Origin of the sequence: Halomonas cibimaris, from assembly GCF_039537045.1 — a bacterium.
Taxonomy (GTDB): domain Bacteria; phylum Pseudomonadota; class Gammaproteobacteria; order Pseudomonadales; family Halomonadaceae; genus Vreelandella; species Vreelandella cibimaris.
This window is the reverse complement of the sequence record NZ_BAAAZT010000025.1, coordinates 1-15,574: the sequence shown is the minus strand read 5'-3', so window position 1 is coordinate 15,574 and position 15,574 is coordinate 1. Positions and strand designations below refer to the sequence as shown.

Here is a 15,574-nt window from a genome sequence, read left to right as displayed (position 1 = left end):
CAATACGCAGAAAACCCGGCCACGCGCCGGGTTTTTTGTGTGCGCGGAAGAAAAACAGCGGGGAACCGGTTGCTGACCACCGATAATGGACCAACGGGCGTCGACTGTGTGCCACAATCGAGCTCCAGGGAGAAGAAAACGCCATGACGATGATGCGTTGGGAAAAGCTGCTTTCTCCACGACGCCTGCACGATAAGCGCCGCGATATTTCACACGAGATCGGCCGCACGCCGTTTCATAAAGACCACGACCGAATTGTGTTTTCCGGCTCGTTTCGCCGGCTCGGGCGCAAGACCCAGGTGCATCCGCTAACCGAAAACGATCACATCCACACTCGACTGACCCACTCGCTGGAAGTGGGCTGTGTGGGCCGTTCGCTGGGTATGATCGTGGGCGAGCTGCTGCAGGACCGTCTGCCGGAGAGCATTACCCCGGCGGATTTGGGCGTGATCGTACAGACCGCCTGTCTGGGCCACGACATCGGCAATCCCCCCTTTGGCCACGCGGGTGAATACGCTATTCGTGACTGGTTTCAGCGCGCCGATAATGCCGGCTGGCTGGACGGTCTGACGCCCGCCGAGCGCGACGATTTGCTGACCTACGAAGGCAATGCCCAAGGCTTTCGCGTCATCACTCAGATCGAGTACAACCAGTTTAACGGCGGTATGCGCATGACGGCCGCGACGCTGGGTACGCTGCTGAAATATCCCTGGGCGGTGACGCAGCAAACCGCCGGCGGCAAGTTCGGCGCCTATCAGTCGGAGGTATCCTTGCTGCGTGATGTCGCAGCCGACCTGGGGCTTCTGCCCCAGGGCGAAGACCGATGGTGTCGGCATCCGCTGGCGTGGCTGGTCGAGGCCGCTGACGATATCTGCTATGCCCTGCTGGATCTCGAAGACGGACTGGAAATGGGCATTCTGCGCTACGAAGAAGTGGCCGGTATTCTTCAACGCATCGCCGGCGGGCTGCCTACCGAGTACGCTGAGATGCAGCGGCGCGATGCTTCCCAACGTCGCTGTATCGCCTTGCTGCGTGGTGCGGCGATGGAACGTGCGGTGAATGACGTGGCAGAGGTGTTTGTACAGCACGAAGCGTCACTGCTGACGGGGCAACTGGATCGGGATTTGCTGACGCTATGCCACGGTGACCTGAGCGACGGCGTTGCGGCAGCCAAAGCACTTGCCCGGGAACGGATTTTCCAGAACGAGCGCAAGGCCAAGCTCGAGATCGGTGCCTACACCACGCTGGGTATTCTGCTCGAAGCATTTATCGGGGCAGCGCATGAGCTGCATTACCATGGCGCACTATCCTTTAAACACCAGCGTGTGCTAGCTCTGATCGGCGAAAACACGCCGACCCAGGAATGGCCCCTGTACGCCAGCTATCGGCGAATGCTGGATTTTATTGGCGGCATGACTGACCACTACGCGGTCGATCTGGCCCAGGAGATGGGAGGCCGGCTCAGGGGCAACGGGTGAGCTCAGGCAGACGGCTGACGCAGGGGCTTTTCCTGCTGCGGGCAGCGCTGTCGCAGCCAGTCAACGATGCTGCCGTGAACCGTCTTGTCCAGTTTGCCAAGCGTGATAGCGGTCAGCTGGGCTGCCAGATGTTCGCCGCTAACGACCATGATGTCGTTGGCCGCTTCCTGGGTATCGATATCCCAGCCCGGTAAAACGAGAACCCCGCGCACGGGCACCGGAACACCGCATTGGCGTTCAAGCCAGTCGCTAAGCCAGCTGACCGCCTGGCGCGTCTTGTACAGCGGCCGGCGCTCCTGCCAGTGAGGAAAGCGTAGACGCTCACGCTCAACGGCGACCTGTTTGATTTCACGCCCTTCGGCGTCGAGCGCCCGGCTTCGGGCACGCGTTTCTACCACAAAAATACCGCCCGGCGTGACCACAATGTGGTCAATGGTAAAGTGCCCGGCGGGAACATCGTGAAACACCGCGTAGGTGTGGGCTTCGAGATAGAGCAGCCGATCCAGCTCCTGGCCGACGGCAAGCTCGCAGGCAAGCCCCAGCTTGAGGCGGCGTATCCGCTGGTAGTCACGTACTAGCAGCAGAGAAAAGATCAGCACCAAAACGGTGCTCAGCATGCCGTAAAGGGCCCACTCCACCCAGAACTGGCGCTGGGCAAACAGCATGCGGCCCATGCCGTACATCAGCGGCGCCAGGCTAATCAGCGGGCCTAGCGAGCCGTTGAGAAAAAGCGTGGAAAATGCCTGATCCAGCCGTGCGCGCAGTGCCTGACCCGGCCCGCGCAGCGGGTTGGCGTCAAACGGTGAGCGAATGGGGACATCGTGCAGGTTGCGCAAAGCCAGTGCCACAGCGCCCAGTGCGGCCATGGGAAACAAAAAGATGAGGGGTAACAGGTATGCCAGCCAGGTCATCAGAACTTGTGCGGGATACCCGGTACTTCGAGTGCCGGGAGGGATAGCGCGTCGCCCGCAGGGCGACCCGGATTATGCCACCGCCTGTCCCGCTCCTCCTTTCCGTTGGTGAGTGGTTATTGTGAGGTGGTAGCCGTAGCCATCTCCACGTGCCGGATCGTGAACGGGTAGCGTTTATGCACCACGGCGCGACCGCGTTCCAGCAGCAGCCGGGCACGCTTTTCGCTGCACGGCATCAACGGCTGCTTGCCTTTGTCCAATACGAAAACCGCCACGGCGATTCCCTCCTGATCAATGCCCTTACGGGCCTTGTGTCGCGGATCGTTCGATCCGTCTCCCCTCGGGAATGTCGATAACCGGCTCCTGCCTGGCGGCAGCGGTCGGGGCCTTCGGCGTTTTACCTTGCGCCCGCATGATCCCGACCTTTCAGAGCAGCAGACTGGGGAAGCATCCACTGGTGAGTCTTGACGACCTGCTATCAACGTAGCGGCCATGTTGCCCGCTCTCCCTGGTCAACCGGGCCTGTTTTTACAAGCCTCTGCCTTTAGGTAGAGGTAGTTGACGAAGGGCCTTTGCCGTGGGTGGGGCCTTTGTCGTGGATAGGGCCTATGTATAAAAAGAAAACGGGCGCTGCAGTCGTGCTTAGCCGCCGGCGTGCTTGACGGTATAGCCCATGGCCACCAGCGCCTGATACAGCGTATCGCGGTGGTCCCCCTGAATCTCGATAACGCCGTTTTTGACCGCGCCACCGGTGCCGCAACGTTTTTTCAGCTGCTTGGCGAGCTTTTTGAGCTCGTCGGCAGGGAGTTTGATGCCGGTAAGCGTAGTAACCCCCTTGCCTTTGCGGCCGCTGGTTTCCCGGCGAATACGCACGGTGCCGTCCAGCGTTTCAAGGCGCTGCTGTTCTGCAAGTGCCGCGCAGCAACATTGCGCCAGCGGCTCGCGGCAGTCCGGGCAGGTATCGCCGTGTTCGGTAGAGTACACCAGCCCGCCAAGCTGGTCGCGTAGCGATGCCATCATCGTTCTCCTCTGACACTTCCCGCCCGCCGCGCACTGCGCTTTGGGCGAGGGTTGCTGGGTCACCCCCAGAACCTTCCTGCTTCCACACNTGGCCGCAGCCGTCACAGTGCCAGTGGCGCTGCGATAGCGGCAGCTTTTTGATCTTGTGGCCGCAATGGTGGCACGTCTTGCTGCTGGGCAGCCACCGGCTGACCTGAATGAGCTGGCGGCCCGCCCAGTCGGCCTTGTAGGCCAGCTGGCGCAGGAACTCGCCCCAACCCGCATCGCTGATGGCTTTGGCCAGTGTCTTGTTCTTGAGCATGCCGACAATGTTCAACGTCTCGACGCAGATCACTTGGTTTTCGTTGACCAGCGTTCGAGTGGCCTTGTGCATCGCATCGCGGCGGCAGTCCGCGATTTTGGCGTGCAGACGCGCCACCTTGCGGCGCATTTTATGGCGGTTGTTCGAGCCTCGCTGCTTTTTGCTCAGTCGGCGTTGCAGGTAGGCCAGTTTGGCGGCATACCGTTTGAGATAGCGCGGGTTGCCGGATTTCTGCCCTTGGCTGGTAATGAACAGGTCGGTCAGCCCCAGATCAATACCTACGGTACGGGACGTGGCCGGCAACGGCTCGGGCGTGAACTCGCACAGACAACTGATGAAGTAGCGGCCTGCACGGTCGCGTGAAATCGTCACGCTGGACGGGGCGCCGGGCAGTGGGCGGCTCCAGCGGATCGGTAGCGGTGTTTTCGTTTTGGCGATAGTGATCGCGCCGTCCCGATAGCGGAAGGCAGCCTTGGTCAGCCTAATGGATTGCCGGCCATCCTTGGCTTTGAAGCGCGGATAGCGCGCCTTGAGCTTGGTGTTGAAGAAGTTGTCGAAGGCTGCTTTTTGATCGCGCAGGGCTTGTTGCAGGATCACGCTGGACACGTTCTTCAGCCACGGAAATTCCGCTTTGAGCGCCACCAGTCGCTTCTCTGCTTCGGAATGTGAGACGGTTTCTTTCCGCTCCTGATAGGCCTCGGTGCGATAGGCCAGGGTGTTGTTCCAGACAAAACGCACGCAGCCAAACGATTGCGCCAGCAAGGCGGCTTGTTCGGGCGTCGGATAAAACCGTTCCTTGTAGGCACATTTCGTCATTTTGTATAAATATCAGGTGGTAATGGAACCTTCAACCCCGGCATCGCGTTGCGGTGCGCGCTTTTACCACCGCCCGCATGGGGCGATGCTTTACGCGCTATTTGGTAAAAGCGTCAAGGCGTGGCGTCTGATTTGGCAGGCTCTCGTGAGCGCTCTTGGCGCGCGAGGCCCCGCTTGCCAGGCCGGCAACCACGCCGGGGAGTTCGTTCATGTAGCGTATCATAATGGCATTGGCCGGCGTCGTCTCGGCCTGGGGAAAACGGTTGAGATGAATCACCGTCATGCCCGCGGCGAGCGCCGCCTCAACGCCCACCAGGGCGTCATCAATGGCGATGCAGTTCGCCGGGGCAAATCCCAGCGCGCGCGCAGCATGTAAGTGCAGGCAGGGCTCAGGTTTCCAGCAGTTGACGGTATAGCCGCTGAATATGGGGGTATCAAAACGGCTGCTGAGTCCTGTGGTCGTGAGTGCGGCGCGGATTTTTTGTTCCGTGCCGTTGGAGACGACCGCGCGAGGGTACGCGGCCAAGCGTTCAAGCGCATCGATGGCCCCGGAGATGGGCCTTAGCTCGTCGGTCATGCGCCGGGCCAGGTTGGCGCGCATGGCGGCTTCCATGCGCGCAAGCCGGGATGGTGGCACGGCGCCGTATTGTTCTTGCAGCCGGCGTGCGATGTGGCGAAAGCGCACGCCGCGGAAGCGAACCAGATATTCAGCGGCGGTAAGCGGTAGTCCCAGCGCATTCAGGCCCGTGACCATTTCTTCTGCCAGCAGCGGTTCGCTGTCAACCAGCGTGCCGTCGCAATCAAAGAGCAGCAGGGGCAGAAACATGGCGGTACCTTGCAGTGCGAACGCGCCAAGTGTCTCACAAAGCCTGTGACCCGGCTACCGGCACAAAAAAGGCGGCCACTCGGGCCGCCCTGGCGGGGGAACGCTTGAACTACTTGACGTTGGGGGTCAGCTCGCCGCGTGCGTAGCGCATGTACATCTCTTCAAGGTTGATCGGTTTGATCTTGCTGGCGTTGCCCGCCGCACCGAAGGCCTCGTAGCGGCTGATGCACAGGTCACGCATGGCGCTAACGGTTTCCTTGAGGAATTTACGCGGGTCGAACTCGCTTGGGTTCTCGGCGAGGAAGCGGCGCACCGCGCCGGTGGAGGCCAGGCGCAGGTCGGTGTCGATGTTGACCTTGCGCACGCCGTGCTTGATGCCCTCGACGATTTCCGACACCGGTACGCCGTAGGTTTCCGGGATGTCGCCGCCGTGCTGGTTGATCACCTCAAGCCACTCCTGGGGCACGGAAGACGAGCCGTGCATGACCAGATGGGTATCCGGGATGCGCGCGTGGATTTCCTTGATGCGCTGAATCGACAGGGTTTCGCCGGTGGGCGGACGCGTAAACTTGTAGGCGCCGTGGCTGGTGCCGATGGCGATGGCCAGCGCGTCCACGTGGGTCGCCTTGACGAACGCGGCGGCTTCTTCCGGATCGGTCAAAAGCTGCTCACGGTCGAGCTTGCCTTCGGCGCCGATGCCGTCTTCTTCGCCGGCCATGCCGGTTTCCAGGCTGCCCAGACAGCCCAGCTCGCCTTCCACGGAAACGCCGCAGGCATGCGCCATTTCCACGGTGCGGCGAGTGACGTCAACGTTGTAGTCGTAGTCCATCGGCGTTTTGCCGTCTTCGCCCAGCGAGCCGTCCATCATCACCGAGGAAAAGCCCAGCTGAATGGAGCGCTGGCAGACGCCGGGGCTGGTGCCGTGATCCTGGTGCATGGCCACGGGAATGTGGGGGAACTCTTCCACCGCGGCCAGAATCAGGTGGCGCAAAAAGGGCGCGCCGGCGTATTTGCGCGCGCCGGCAGAGGCCTGGATGATGACCGGCGAATCGGTCTGGTCGGCGGCCTCCATGATGGCGCGCATCTGTTCGAGGTTGTTGACGTTGAACGCGGGAATGCCGTAGCCGTGTTCGGCGGCGTGGTCCAGCATCTGGCGCATGCTGATCAAAGCCATGAAGTCACCTTGATTATAGGTCGCGAAAAGAAAAGCCAAGCCGCACCGAGGCATCGGCGCGGCTGTACGTGGCGTTGAGCGTCAATGTTGAGATCATGTCTCAACAAGGCGTTTGTTACAAGCGTTGGGCGTAGCCGGCGGCGGCTTCCAGGGCGGTGACGGCGGGCAGTGCCTTGCCTTCAACGTATTCCAGAAAGGCGCCGCCTCCGGTGGAAATGTACGATACCTGCTCGGCCACGGCGTACTTGTCAATGGCGGCCAAGGTATCACCGCCCCCGGCAATGGAGAAAGCGTCGCTTTCGGCGATGGCCCGGGCCAGCCGCTCGGTGCCGTGGCCGAACTGATCGATCTCGAATACGCCGACCGGGCCGTTCCACAGCACGGTACCGGCGTTTTTGAGCATGCCGGCCAGGTGCTCGGCGCTGTCCGGGCCGATATCGAGGATCATCTCGTGATCTTCCACCTGATCCACCGGCTTGATCATCGCCGGGGCGGACTGGGCAAACTCGGTGGCAACGACCACGTCGGTGGGCAGCGGAATGTCGACTTTTTCCATCAGCGTGCGCGCCTGCTCCACCAGGTCGGCCTCGTGGAGTGACTTGCCGACGTTATGCCCGGCCGCGGCGATAAAGGTGTTGGCAATGCCGCCGCCGACGATGAGCTGGTCGCACTTGTCGGCCAGTGCGGTGAGCACGTCAAGCTTGGTGGAGACCTTGGCGCCGCCGACAATCGCCGTCATCGGCCGTGTGGGGGCGGCCAGCGCTTTTTCCAGCGCGGAAAGCTCGGCGGCCAACAGCGGGCCGGCGCAGGCGGTCGGGGCAAAGCGCGCCACGCCGTGGGTGGAGGCCTGAGCGCGGTGAGCCGTGCCGAAAGCGTCCATGACGAAGACGTCGCACAGCGCGGCGTAGCGCCGGGCAAGCGCTTCGTCGTCTTTTTTCTCGCCGGCGTTGAAGCGTACGTTTTCCAGCAGGGCGATTTCGCCGTTGGCCAGTTCGGGGGCGCGATCCAGGTAATCGGCGACCAGCGTGACCGGGCGTTCCAGCAGCTCGCCCAGGCGCTCGGCCACCGGGGCCAGGGAGAACTCGTCAGCGGGTTCGCCTTCGGTGGGGCGACCCAGGTGGCTCATCAGCAGCACCTTGGCGCCTGCGTCAACGGCGGCGCGGACGGTGGGCAGCACCGCGCGCAGGCGGGCGTCGCTTGCCACCTGTCCTTGCTTGACGGGCACGTTGAGGTCTTCACGGATCAGCACGCGCTGGCCGCGAAGCGAAAGGTCGGTCATGCGTTTCACGTTCATGGGCAACGTCCTCGTCGTTTTGATTTACTTCTGGGGCGGTATCAGGCAGCGGCGCGCAGCTCGGCCAGCCGCTGGGTGATATCCAGCATGCGGTTGGCAAAGCCCCATTCGTTATCGAACCAGCATAAAAGTTTGATTAACCGCGCACCGGCTACTCGAGTCTGGGTGGCGTCGATAATGCCGGAGCGCGGGTCGTGGTTGTAATCCACCGATGCCGTGGGCGTTTCGGTGTAGCCCAGCACGCCGTCGAGTCGTGCAGCGGCGGCCTCGGCCAGCAGCGCATTGACCGCGGCGGCGTGCGTGTCGTGGCGCACCGTCAGCGAAACGTCCATGGCCGAGACGTTGATGGTGGGCACGCGCACGTGCAGGCATTCAAAGCGCCCGGCCAGGTGGGGCATCAGCCGGCTGATGCCCCGGGCCAGGCCCGTATCCACCGGCACGATGGACTGCATCGCCGAGCGCGTCAGGCGCAGGTCGGTCTGATGGCAGGCGTCGATCACCGGCTGGTCGTTCATCGCCGAATGGATGGTGGTGGTGACGCCGTGCTCCACGCCCAGCGTTTCATCCAGCACCGTGAGCAGCGGCACCAGGCAATTGGTGGTGCACGACGCCGCGGAAATCACCGGCTGCTCAAGGGACAATGTGTCCTGATTGATGCCCCAGACAACGGTGGCGTCGACGTCGTTTCCCGCCGGCTGGGAGAACAATAGCTGCTTGGCCCCGGCGTTGATGTGCTGCATCGCGGTGGCGCGGTCTTTGAAGCTGCCCGAGCATTCCAGCACCAGATCGATCCCCAGCTCGCCCCAGGGCAGTTTTGCCGGGTCCGGCTCGCTTAACAGGCGAATGGGGTGGCCGTTGACGATCAGGTGGCCGTCGTTGGCCTCTACCGTGCCGGGAAAGCGCCCGTGGGTGGTATCAAAACGGGTCAGGTAGCTGATGGTAGCCGCATCCGACAGCTCGTTGATGGCCACCACGTCAACGTGGGGTAGCTGACGCTCGATCAGTGCGCGCAGTGCGCACTGGCCGATACGGCCGTAGCCGTTGATGGCAATGCGGTATCGCGTGTCGCTCATGGTGTGACTCTCCGCCATGCTGAATCGAGTGAGGGCCCGGGCGTGTTCAGACCACCAGCCGCCAGGCCAGCGGCAGCAGCAGCGCGGTAAAAGTGCCTGTCAGGCTCATGCCCAGCGAGGCAAAGGCGCCGGCGGTCGGGCCAATTTCAAAAGCGCGCACCGTGCCCAGCGCGTGGCCGTTAACGCCGAGGGCAAAGCCGATAATGCGCTCATCTGTAATGTTCATCTGCCGTGCGGCCAGGCTGACAAAGCCGATGGCGGCCACGCCGGTAACCAGCAGCGCACCCAGCAGCAGGGAGACGTTGCCGCCAATCTGCTCGGTAATGCCGATGGCAATGGGGGCAGTGACCGATTTGGCGGCAAGCGAGGCGATAGTCTCGGGGGTGGCTCCCATGAGCCAGGCAATGCCCAGCGCGTAGACAATAGCCATGGTGGCTGATATCGGCAGGCATACGGCTAGCGGGCGCCACAGCTGTCGAATGCGAGGCAGCAGCTGGTACAGCGGCATGCCCAGCGCAACGGTAGCCGGGCCCAGCAGTACGGTAAGCCAGCGAGCGCCCTCCTGATAGGTCGTGTAGTCCATCCCGGTGAGCACCAGCGCTCCGACAAGCAGGGCGGTGGCGAGCACAATGGCCGGCAGCCAGGGCGGCCGGCCCAGGCGCTTGAGCAGCGCCATGGCGACCAGATAGGCAGTCAGCGTGAGCGCCACGGCGAACAGCGGCGTGGCGCTCAGTCGCTGTAGCAGCGCCTCACCCAGCATGGTCATCCCGCATCAGGCGCTGCAGCAGCCAAAGCGTGGTGAACACGCTGAACAGGGTGCCTATGATCAGGCTGATGATGATGGCGGTCCACTGTCCGGCCAGCTGATCGATCATGAAAAACACACCGGTAACGCCGGGCATGATCAGCATCGCCAGCATCGCGATCAGCGGCTGGGCAGCAGCGGCAACGCTTTCCGGCACGCCGCCGTTTATCGCCAGGGCGCCGCACAGCAACAGCATGCCGATCACGCCGGAAGAAACAGGAATGCCGGTGTAGTGGACGATCAGCTCACCGGCAAGCCAGCACAGCAGTAGCCACAAAAAACCGTTCAGCGCAGGCATGACGTCACCGATAAAGGCATTGACTCCAGCAGCGCCCGGGCCTGCTCGACCACGTGATCCACGGTAAAACCGAAGTGCTTGAACAAATCACCCGCCGGCGCGGATTCACCGTAGGTAGTCATGCCGACCACCCGGCCGTTCAGCCCCACGTACTTGTACCAGTAATCGGCGTGGGCGGCTTCGATCGCCAGGCGTTTGGTCACCGCTGCCGGCAGCACGCTTTCGCGGTACTCGGCGTCCTGGCCGTCGAAGCGCTGGGTAGACGGCATGGAGACCACGCGTACGGCGGTGCCGGAGGCTTCCAGCTTGGCGGCGGCGTTCATCGCCAGGCCGACTTCGGAGCCGGTGGCGATGATAATCAGCTCCGGGGTGCCCTCGCTGTCTTTCAACACGTACCCGCCACGCTGGATATTGGCCAGCTGGGCTTGGGTGCGCGGCTGATGATCAAGGTTCTGGCGGGACAGGACCAGCGCAGTGGGGCCCGAGCGGCGTTTGATCGCAGCGTCCCAGGCCGCGGCGGTTTCCACCGCGTCGCACGGCCGCCAGGCGCAGAGGTTGGGAATCGTGCGCAGCCCGGTCAGCTGTTCGACGGGCTGGTGGGTGGGGCCGTCTTCGCCAAGCCCGATAGAGTCGTGGGTAAAGACGTAGATGGCCTGCTGGTGCATCAGCGCCGACATGCGCACGGCGTTGCGCATGTAGTCCATGAAAATCAGGAAGGTAGCGCCGTAGGGCATAAAGCCGCCGTGCAGCGCAATGCCGTTCATGATCGCGGCCATGCCGAATTCGCGCACGCCGTAGTGCAGGTAGCTGCCGCCGGGCGTTTCGGGTGTGATCGTTGCAGCGCCGTCCCAGAACGTTAAATTCGACGGTGCCAGATCGGCGCTGCCGCCGAGCAGCTCGGGCAGCTGGGGGCCCAGCGCGTTGAGCGCCGCCAGCGAGGCCTTGCGCGAGGCGGTGGTGTTGCCGTCCTGCTGGGCTTTTTCCACCAGCGCCTGGCTGGAAAGCGCCTGGGGCAGCTCGCCTTTCAAACGGCGGGTCAGCTCGGCGGCGTCTTCCGGGAAGGCCTCGGCGTAGCGGGCAAGGCGCGCGTCCCAGTCGGCCCGGCGCTTGCGACCGGCGTCACATGCCTCCCAGCCGGCGTACACTTCTTCGGGTATGTGGAAGGGGGCATGATGCCAGCCCAGCTGCTCGCGGGCGGCGGCCACTTCGTCATCGCCGAGCGCGGCCCCGTGGGAGGACGCCTTGCCCTGCTTGTTGGGCGCGCCAAAGCCGATCACGGTCTTGCACACGATCAGGCTGGGCTTGTCGTCCTGGGTCAGGGCAAGCTCGATGGCCGCCTTGATTTCTTCGGGCTTGTGGCCGTCGACGTTGGCGACTACGTGCCAGCCGTAGGCGTCAAAGCGCTTGGCGGTGTCGTCGGTAAACCAGCCGTCGACCTCGCCGTCGATGGAAATGCCGTTGTCGTCGTAAAACGCCACCAGCTTGCCCAGCTTCTGGGTGCCGGCAAGCGATGCCACCTCGTGGGAGATGCCTTCCATCAGGCAGCCGTCGCCGAGAAAACACCAGGTACGGTGATCGACGATGGCGTGGCCCGGGCGGTTGAACTGGCCGGCCAGGGTTTTCTCGGCAAGGGCCATGCCTACGGCGTTGGCCAGCCCCTGGCCCAGCGGGCCGGTGGTGGTTTCAATGCCCGGGGCGTAGCCGTATTCCGGGTGGCCGGCGGTGGCGGCGTGGAGCTGGCGGAAGTTTTGCAGCTGCTCAAGGCTGAGGTCATAGCCGGTCAGGTGCAAAAGCGAGTAGAGCAGCATGGAGCCGTGGCCGTTAGAGAGCACAAAGCGGTCGCGATCGGCCCATTTGGGATCTTCCGGGCTGTGCTTGAGGTAGTCGTTCCACAGCACTTCGGCGATGTCCGCCATGCCCATGGGCGCGCCGGGATGGCCGGAATTGGCCTTTTGTACGGCGTCCATGGAAAGCGCGCGAACGGCATTGGCCAGCTCAAATCGGGACGGCATGGGGTGCTCCTCGCCTGCAAACAAAATGGAGGCTGCTATTGTCGCTGACTTCGCCCATGGCGGCAAATCCTAGGAAGCGCTGCGGTCAGGGTGTAAACTCCACTCCCTTGACGATAACGTTTACCTGAAGGACGGCGGCGTTGACGCGGTTGGCTTCGCGGCAGGCGGAGTTCTCCGCTCAGGGCTTGCTACCAGAACAGAGGGCCACAAGCGCGATGAGCGAATATACCCTGTTTACCTCCGAGTCGGTTTCCGAAGGTCACCCCGACAAGATCGCCGACCAGATTTCCGATGCGGTGCTGGATGCCATTATCGCCCGCGATAAACAGGCGCGCGTCGCGTGTGAAACCATGGTCAAAACCGGCGTGGCGATCATTGCCGGTGAGATTACCACCTCGGCGTGGATCGATCTGGAAGCGCTGGTGCGCGGGGTGATCACCGATATTGGCTATACGTCGTCAGACGTCGGCTTTGACGGCGGCACCTGCGGTATTATCAACCTGATCGGCAAGCAAAGCGTGGAGATTGCCCAGGGCGTGGATCGCGCCAAGCCGGAAGATCAGGGCGCCGGTGACCAGGGGCTGATGTTTGGCTACGCCACCAACGAAACCGACGCCTACATGCCCGCCCCGGCGTATTACGCCCACCGCCTGGTGGAAAAGCAGTCTCAGCTGCGCCGTGAAGGGCTGCTGCCCTGGCTGCGCCCGGATGCCAAGAGCCAGCTGACCTTTCGCTACGACGCCGGTGGCAACCCCTGTGGCATAGACGCGGTGGTGCTGTCGACCCAGCACGACCCCGGCATCGATCAAGAAGAGCTGCGCCAGATCATCAAGCGCGAAATCATCCAGACGGTCATTCCCGCCGAGTGGCTTGACGAAGACACTCAGTACCACATCAACCCCACCGGCCAGTTCGTCATCGGCGGCCCGGTCGGCGACTGCGGGCTGACCGGGCGCAAGGTCATTGTGGATACCTACGGCGGCATGGCGCGCCACGGCGGCGGGGCGTTTTCCGGCAAGGACCCGTCCAAGGTCGACCGCAGCGCGGCCTATGCCGGGCGCTACGTGGCCAAGAACATTGTGGCCGCCGGGCTTGCCGACAAGTGCGAAATTCAGGTGTCCTACGCCATCGGCGTGGCCGAGCCGACGTCTGTTTCGGTGGATACCTTCGGCACCGGCAAGGTCCCTGAGGCCATGATCACAGCGCTTGTGCGCGAGCACTTCGATCTGCGCCCTTATGCCATCACCCGGATGCTCGATCTTGAGCACCCCATGTACCAGCTGACCGCTGCCTACGGCCACTTCGGCCGCGAGCCGTTCGAGCACAGCTATCGCTGGACCAACGACCGGGGCGAAGAGCAGGTGGAAACCTTTGTTGCGTTTCCCTGGGAGCGCCTTGATCGCGTGGACACGCTGCGCCGTGCAGCCGGGCTGGAGTGATACAGCGCGGTATTTGCAGCCTTAACGCCCCGCGCAAGCGGGGCTTTTTTTTGCCCGTGTGCTGGCGCCGGGCGATATATCCCTTTTCCCCTACGCTGAAAGGGCAAGCCTTGCCAGCAACAACAACGGAGTAAGCATCATGCGTTTAATGCCAGGGATGGCAGCCGCTTTTGCGCTGCTGATCAGCAGCGCAAAAGCGGCAGCTGGTCACTGTCCGGATTGGAAAGAAGGCCGCCTTGCGCGCGAAGTGCAGGCGCTTGAAGCGCGCATTGCCAAGTGGGACCGTGCCTATTATCAAAACGCTCGCTCACCCATTGATGATGCGCTCTATGATCAGGCCGTAGCGCGGCTGGAAACGTGGCGAGCGTGCGCGGGGGTTTCGCGGCGCCATACGCCTGAACGGCGCATCACCACGAGCCGCTCAGCCGGCGCTGACAGCGTACGCCGCCACCCGGTAGCGCAGACCGGGCTTGCCAAAACCGATAAAGCCGGCGTGAAGCGCTGGTCAAGCCGTCGGGACGATCTGTGGGTTCAGCCCAAGGTGGACGGCGTGGCGGTCACCCTGCGCTATGTCGACGGTGAACTGATGGCCGCCGTCAGCCGCGGTGACGGTGAGCGCGGCCAGAACTGGACGGCCCGGGCCCGCCGGCTGCCGGCCGTGCCCACCGTTTTGCCCGAGCCGGTATCGGCCGTGCTGCAGGGTGAGCTGTACTGGCGCCTTGATGAGCACGTACAGGCCAGCACCGCGCGCCACCGGGCGCGTAACCGGGTCGCCGGCGTTATGCGCAAGGCAGCGCCGAGCGCCGCTGAGCTTTCGCGCGTAGGGCTTTTTGTCTGGGGCTGGCCTGACGGCCCCGAAGCGATGCCCGACCGTCTTGAGCGGCTGGCCGCGCTGGGGTTTGCAACCGCTGCGTATACCCATCGGCTGGATGATCGCCGCGACGCTACCTATTGGCGCCGGCACTGGTACCGCGCGCCGCTGCCGTTTGCCTCTGACGGCGTGGTGCTCAAGCAGGGCAAGCGGCCCGGCGGCCGGCAGTGGCACGCCGCGCCGCCGGCGTGGGCGATGGCCTGGAAATACCCCAGCCAGCGGGCGCTTGCCGGCGTGCGCGGCATCGAGTTTCGTATCGGGCGCACCGGGCGGGTCACACCGCTGATCTATCTTGACCCCGTGCGGCTTGAGGGGCGGCGCGTTAGCCGAGTTTCGCTGGGCTCGCTACAGCGCTGGCGCCAGCTGGATATTCGCGCCGGCGATCAGCTGTCCGTACTGCTCGGCGGGCTGACGATTCCGGCGTTTGACGGCGTTGTCTGGCAGGCTGCCGAGCGCGAGCCGCTGACGGTGCCGGCGGCAGATGACTACCACCGGCTGAGCTGTTTCTCGCTTGACGATGCCGGCGCCTATCCGCTGGGCTGTGAAAGCCAGCTGCTGGCGCGGCTCGATTGGCTGGGCGATGCGCTTGATATGCGCGGCGTGGGTGAAGGCACCTGGCAGGCGTTAATGGACGCCGGCGCGGTGACCGGCCTGCTGGACTGGCTGGCGCTGGACCAGGCCGAACTGGAGCGGGTGGCAGGCATCGGCGAGGTGAGCGCCCAGACGCTCATAAAGCGCTTTGCCGCGGCGCAAGCGCAGCCGTTCAAGGCGTGGCTTGAGGCGCTGGGTGCACCGCCGGGCGGCGAGCGCGCAGACGGTGACTGGGCCGCGCTACGCCGGTATGACGCGGCGGACTGGCAGGCGCTTTCCGGCGTGGGCCCGGTTCGCGCAGCGGCGCTGACGGCATTTTTCCGCGACCCCCGGGTCAAGGCGCTGGCCCGCCGGTTAGCAGCGGCCGGTGTTGACGGCTTTTAACCCGCTCAGGCGCGGCCCGGTTTGGGCCGGTACGCGCCAGCGCCTTGTATACTTTCGTTTTTTGCATCGTTATCCAATAGCGCGTAAAACTTCCTTCTGAGGCGCGTTAGCGCGAAGGGAGGGGAGGATGTCAAGTCGCATAGCGTTGTGCCGTACTATCGGCGAAACAAAAAAAATTGTAACTATTCAGGTGGCGTCGGATGAGACTCGCCAACCCGCTGTTCCTTCAGGCATAGTACCGTCATTCGACTCCCCCACCCAGCAGGCAACATGACCATCAG

Annotated in this window: 14 protein-coding genes; 3 read left to right on the top strand and 11 right to left on the bottom strand. The window is 63.5% G+C overall.

Going from position 1 to position 15,574, the window contains the following annotated elements:
- The first annotated feature begins 143 nt into the window (after positions 1–143).
- Positions 144–1,478 carry a deoxyguanosinetriphosphate triphosphohydrolase gene (locus ABD654_RS03485; protein ID WP_344702342.1) on the top strand — a complete coding sequence of 445 codons (1,335 nt, stop codon included), beginning with the start codon at positions 144–146 and terminating at the stop codon, positions 1,476–1,478.
- 2 nt (positions 1,479–1,480) lie between these two features.
- Here ABD654_RS03485 and ABD654_RS03480 read toward each other — a convergent pair whose 3' ends face one another.
- The 11 genes from ABD654_RS03480 to tkt form a co-directional block, all read right to left on the bottom strand.
- Positions 1,481–2,389: a nuclease-related domain-containing protein gene (locus ABD654_RS03480; protein ID WP_344702340.1), complete on the bottom strand. Its 909-nt coding sequence runs from the start codon at positions 2,387–2,389 to the stop codon at positions 1,481–1,483.
- Positions 2,390–2,505: 116 nt separating this feature from the next.
- The gene (locus ABD654_RS03475) at positions 2,506–2,664 is read right to left on the bottom strand and encodes an RRXRR domain-containing protein (RefSeq protein ID WP_344702338.1); all 159 of its coding nucleotides are present in this window, start codon (positions 2,662–2,664) and stop codon (positions 2,506–2,508) included.
- 367 nt (positions 2,665–3,031) lie between these two features.
- A complete protein-coding gene (locus tag ABD654_RS03470) occupies positions 3,032–3,373 on the bottom strand; it encodes a translation initiation factor Sui1 (protein WP_344702346.1) in 342 nt (113 codons plus the stop codon).
- Positions 3,279–4,526: an RNA-guided endonuclease InsQ/TnpB family protein gene (locus tag ABD654_RS03465; RefSeq protein ID WP_344702336.1), complete on the bottom strand. Its 1,248-nt coding sequence runs from the start codon at positions 4,524–4,526 to the stop codon at positions 3,279–3,281. The genes ABD654_RS03470 and ABD654_RS03465 overlap by 95 nt, the downstream gene beginning before the upstream one ends.
- Positions 4,527–4,623: 97 nt before the next feature.
- The gene (locus tag ABD654_RS03460; protein WP_344702334.1) at positions 4,624–5,352 is read right to left on the bottom strand and encodes an HAD family hydrolase; all 729 of its coding nucleotides are present in this window, start codon (positions 5,350–5,352) and stop codon (positions 4,624–4,626) included.
- A gap of 109 nt (positions 5,353–5,461) precedes the next feature.
- Positions 5,462–6,526: a class II fructose-bisphosphate aldolase gene (fba, locus tag ABD654_RS03455; RefSeq protein ID WP_344702332.1), complete on the bottom strand. Its 1,065-nt coding sequence runs from the start codon at positions 6,524–6,526 to the stop codon at positions 5,462–5,464.
- 115 nt (positions 6,527–6,641) lie between these two features.
- A complete protein-coding gene (locus ABD654_RS03450; protein WP_344702330.1) occupies positions 6,642–7,820 on the bottom strand; it encodes a phosphoglycerate kinase in 1,179 nt (392 codons plus the stop codon).
- 41 nt (positions 7,821–7,861) lie between these two features.
- Positions 7,862–8,893 carry a type I glyceraldehyde-3-phosphate dehydrogenase gene (locus ABD654_RS03445; protein ID WP_344702328.1) on the bottom strand — a complete coding sequence of 344 codons (1,032 nt, stop codon included), beginning with the start codon at positions 8,891–8,893 and terminating at the stop codon, positions 7,862–7,864.
- A 46-nt stretch (positions 8,894–8,939) separates the two neighbouring features.
- Complete coding sequence (locus tag ABD654_RS03440; protein WP_344702344.1) at positions 8,940–9,653, bottom strand: LrgB family protein; 714 nt, start codon at positions 9,651–9,653, stop codon at positions 8,940–8,942.
- The gene (locus ABD654_RS03435) at positions 9,643–9,996 is read right to left on the bottom strand and encodes a CidA/LrgA family protein (RefSeq protein WP_017431398.1); all 354 of its coding nucleotides are present in this window, start codon (positions 9,994–9,996) and stop codon (positions 9,643–9,645) included. Before ABD654_RS03435 ends, ABD654_RS03440 begins: the two co-directional genes overlap by 11 nt.
- A complete protein-coding gene (gene tkt, locus ABD654_RS03430) occupies positions 9,984–12,008 on the bottom strand; it encodes a transketolase (protein ID WP_344702325.1) in 2,025 nt (674 codons plus the stop codon). Before tkt ends, ABD654_RS03435 begins: the two co-directional genes overlap by 13 nt.
- Before the next feature lie 215 nt (positions 12,009–12,223).
- Between tkt and metK the strand changes: the two genes are divergently transcribed.
- Together metK and ligB are read left to right on the top strand one after the other, a co-directional pair.
- Positions 12,224–13,447 (top strand): methionine adenosyltransferase, encoded by a 1,224-nt coding sequence (gene metK, locus ABD654_RS03425; RefSeq protein ID WP_344702323.1) that lies wholly within the window; start codon positions 12,224–12,226, stop codon positions 13,445–13,447.
- A gap of 139 nt (positions 13,448–13,586) precedes the next feature.
- A complete protein-coding gene (gene ligB, locus ABD654_RS03420; RefSeq protein ID WP_344702321.1) occupies positions 13,587–15,293 on the top strand; it encodes an NAD-dependent DNA ligase LigB in 1,707 nt (568 codons plus the stop codon).
- The last annotated feature ends 281 nt before the right edge of the window (positions 15,294–15,574 follow it).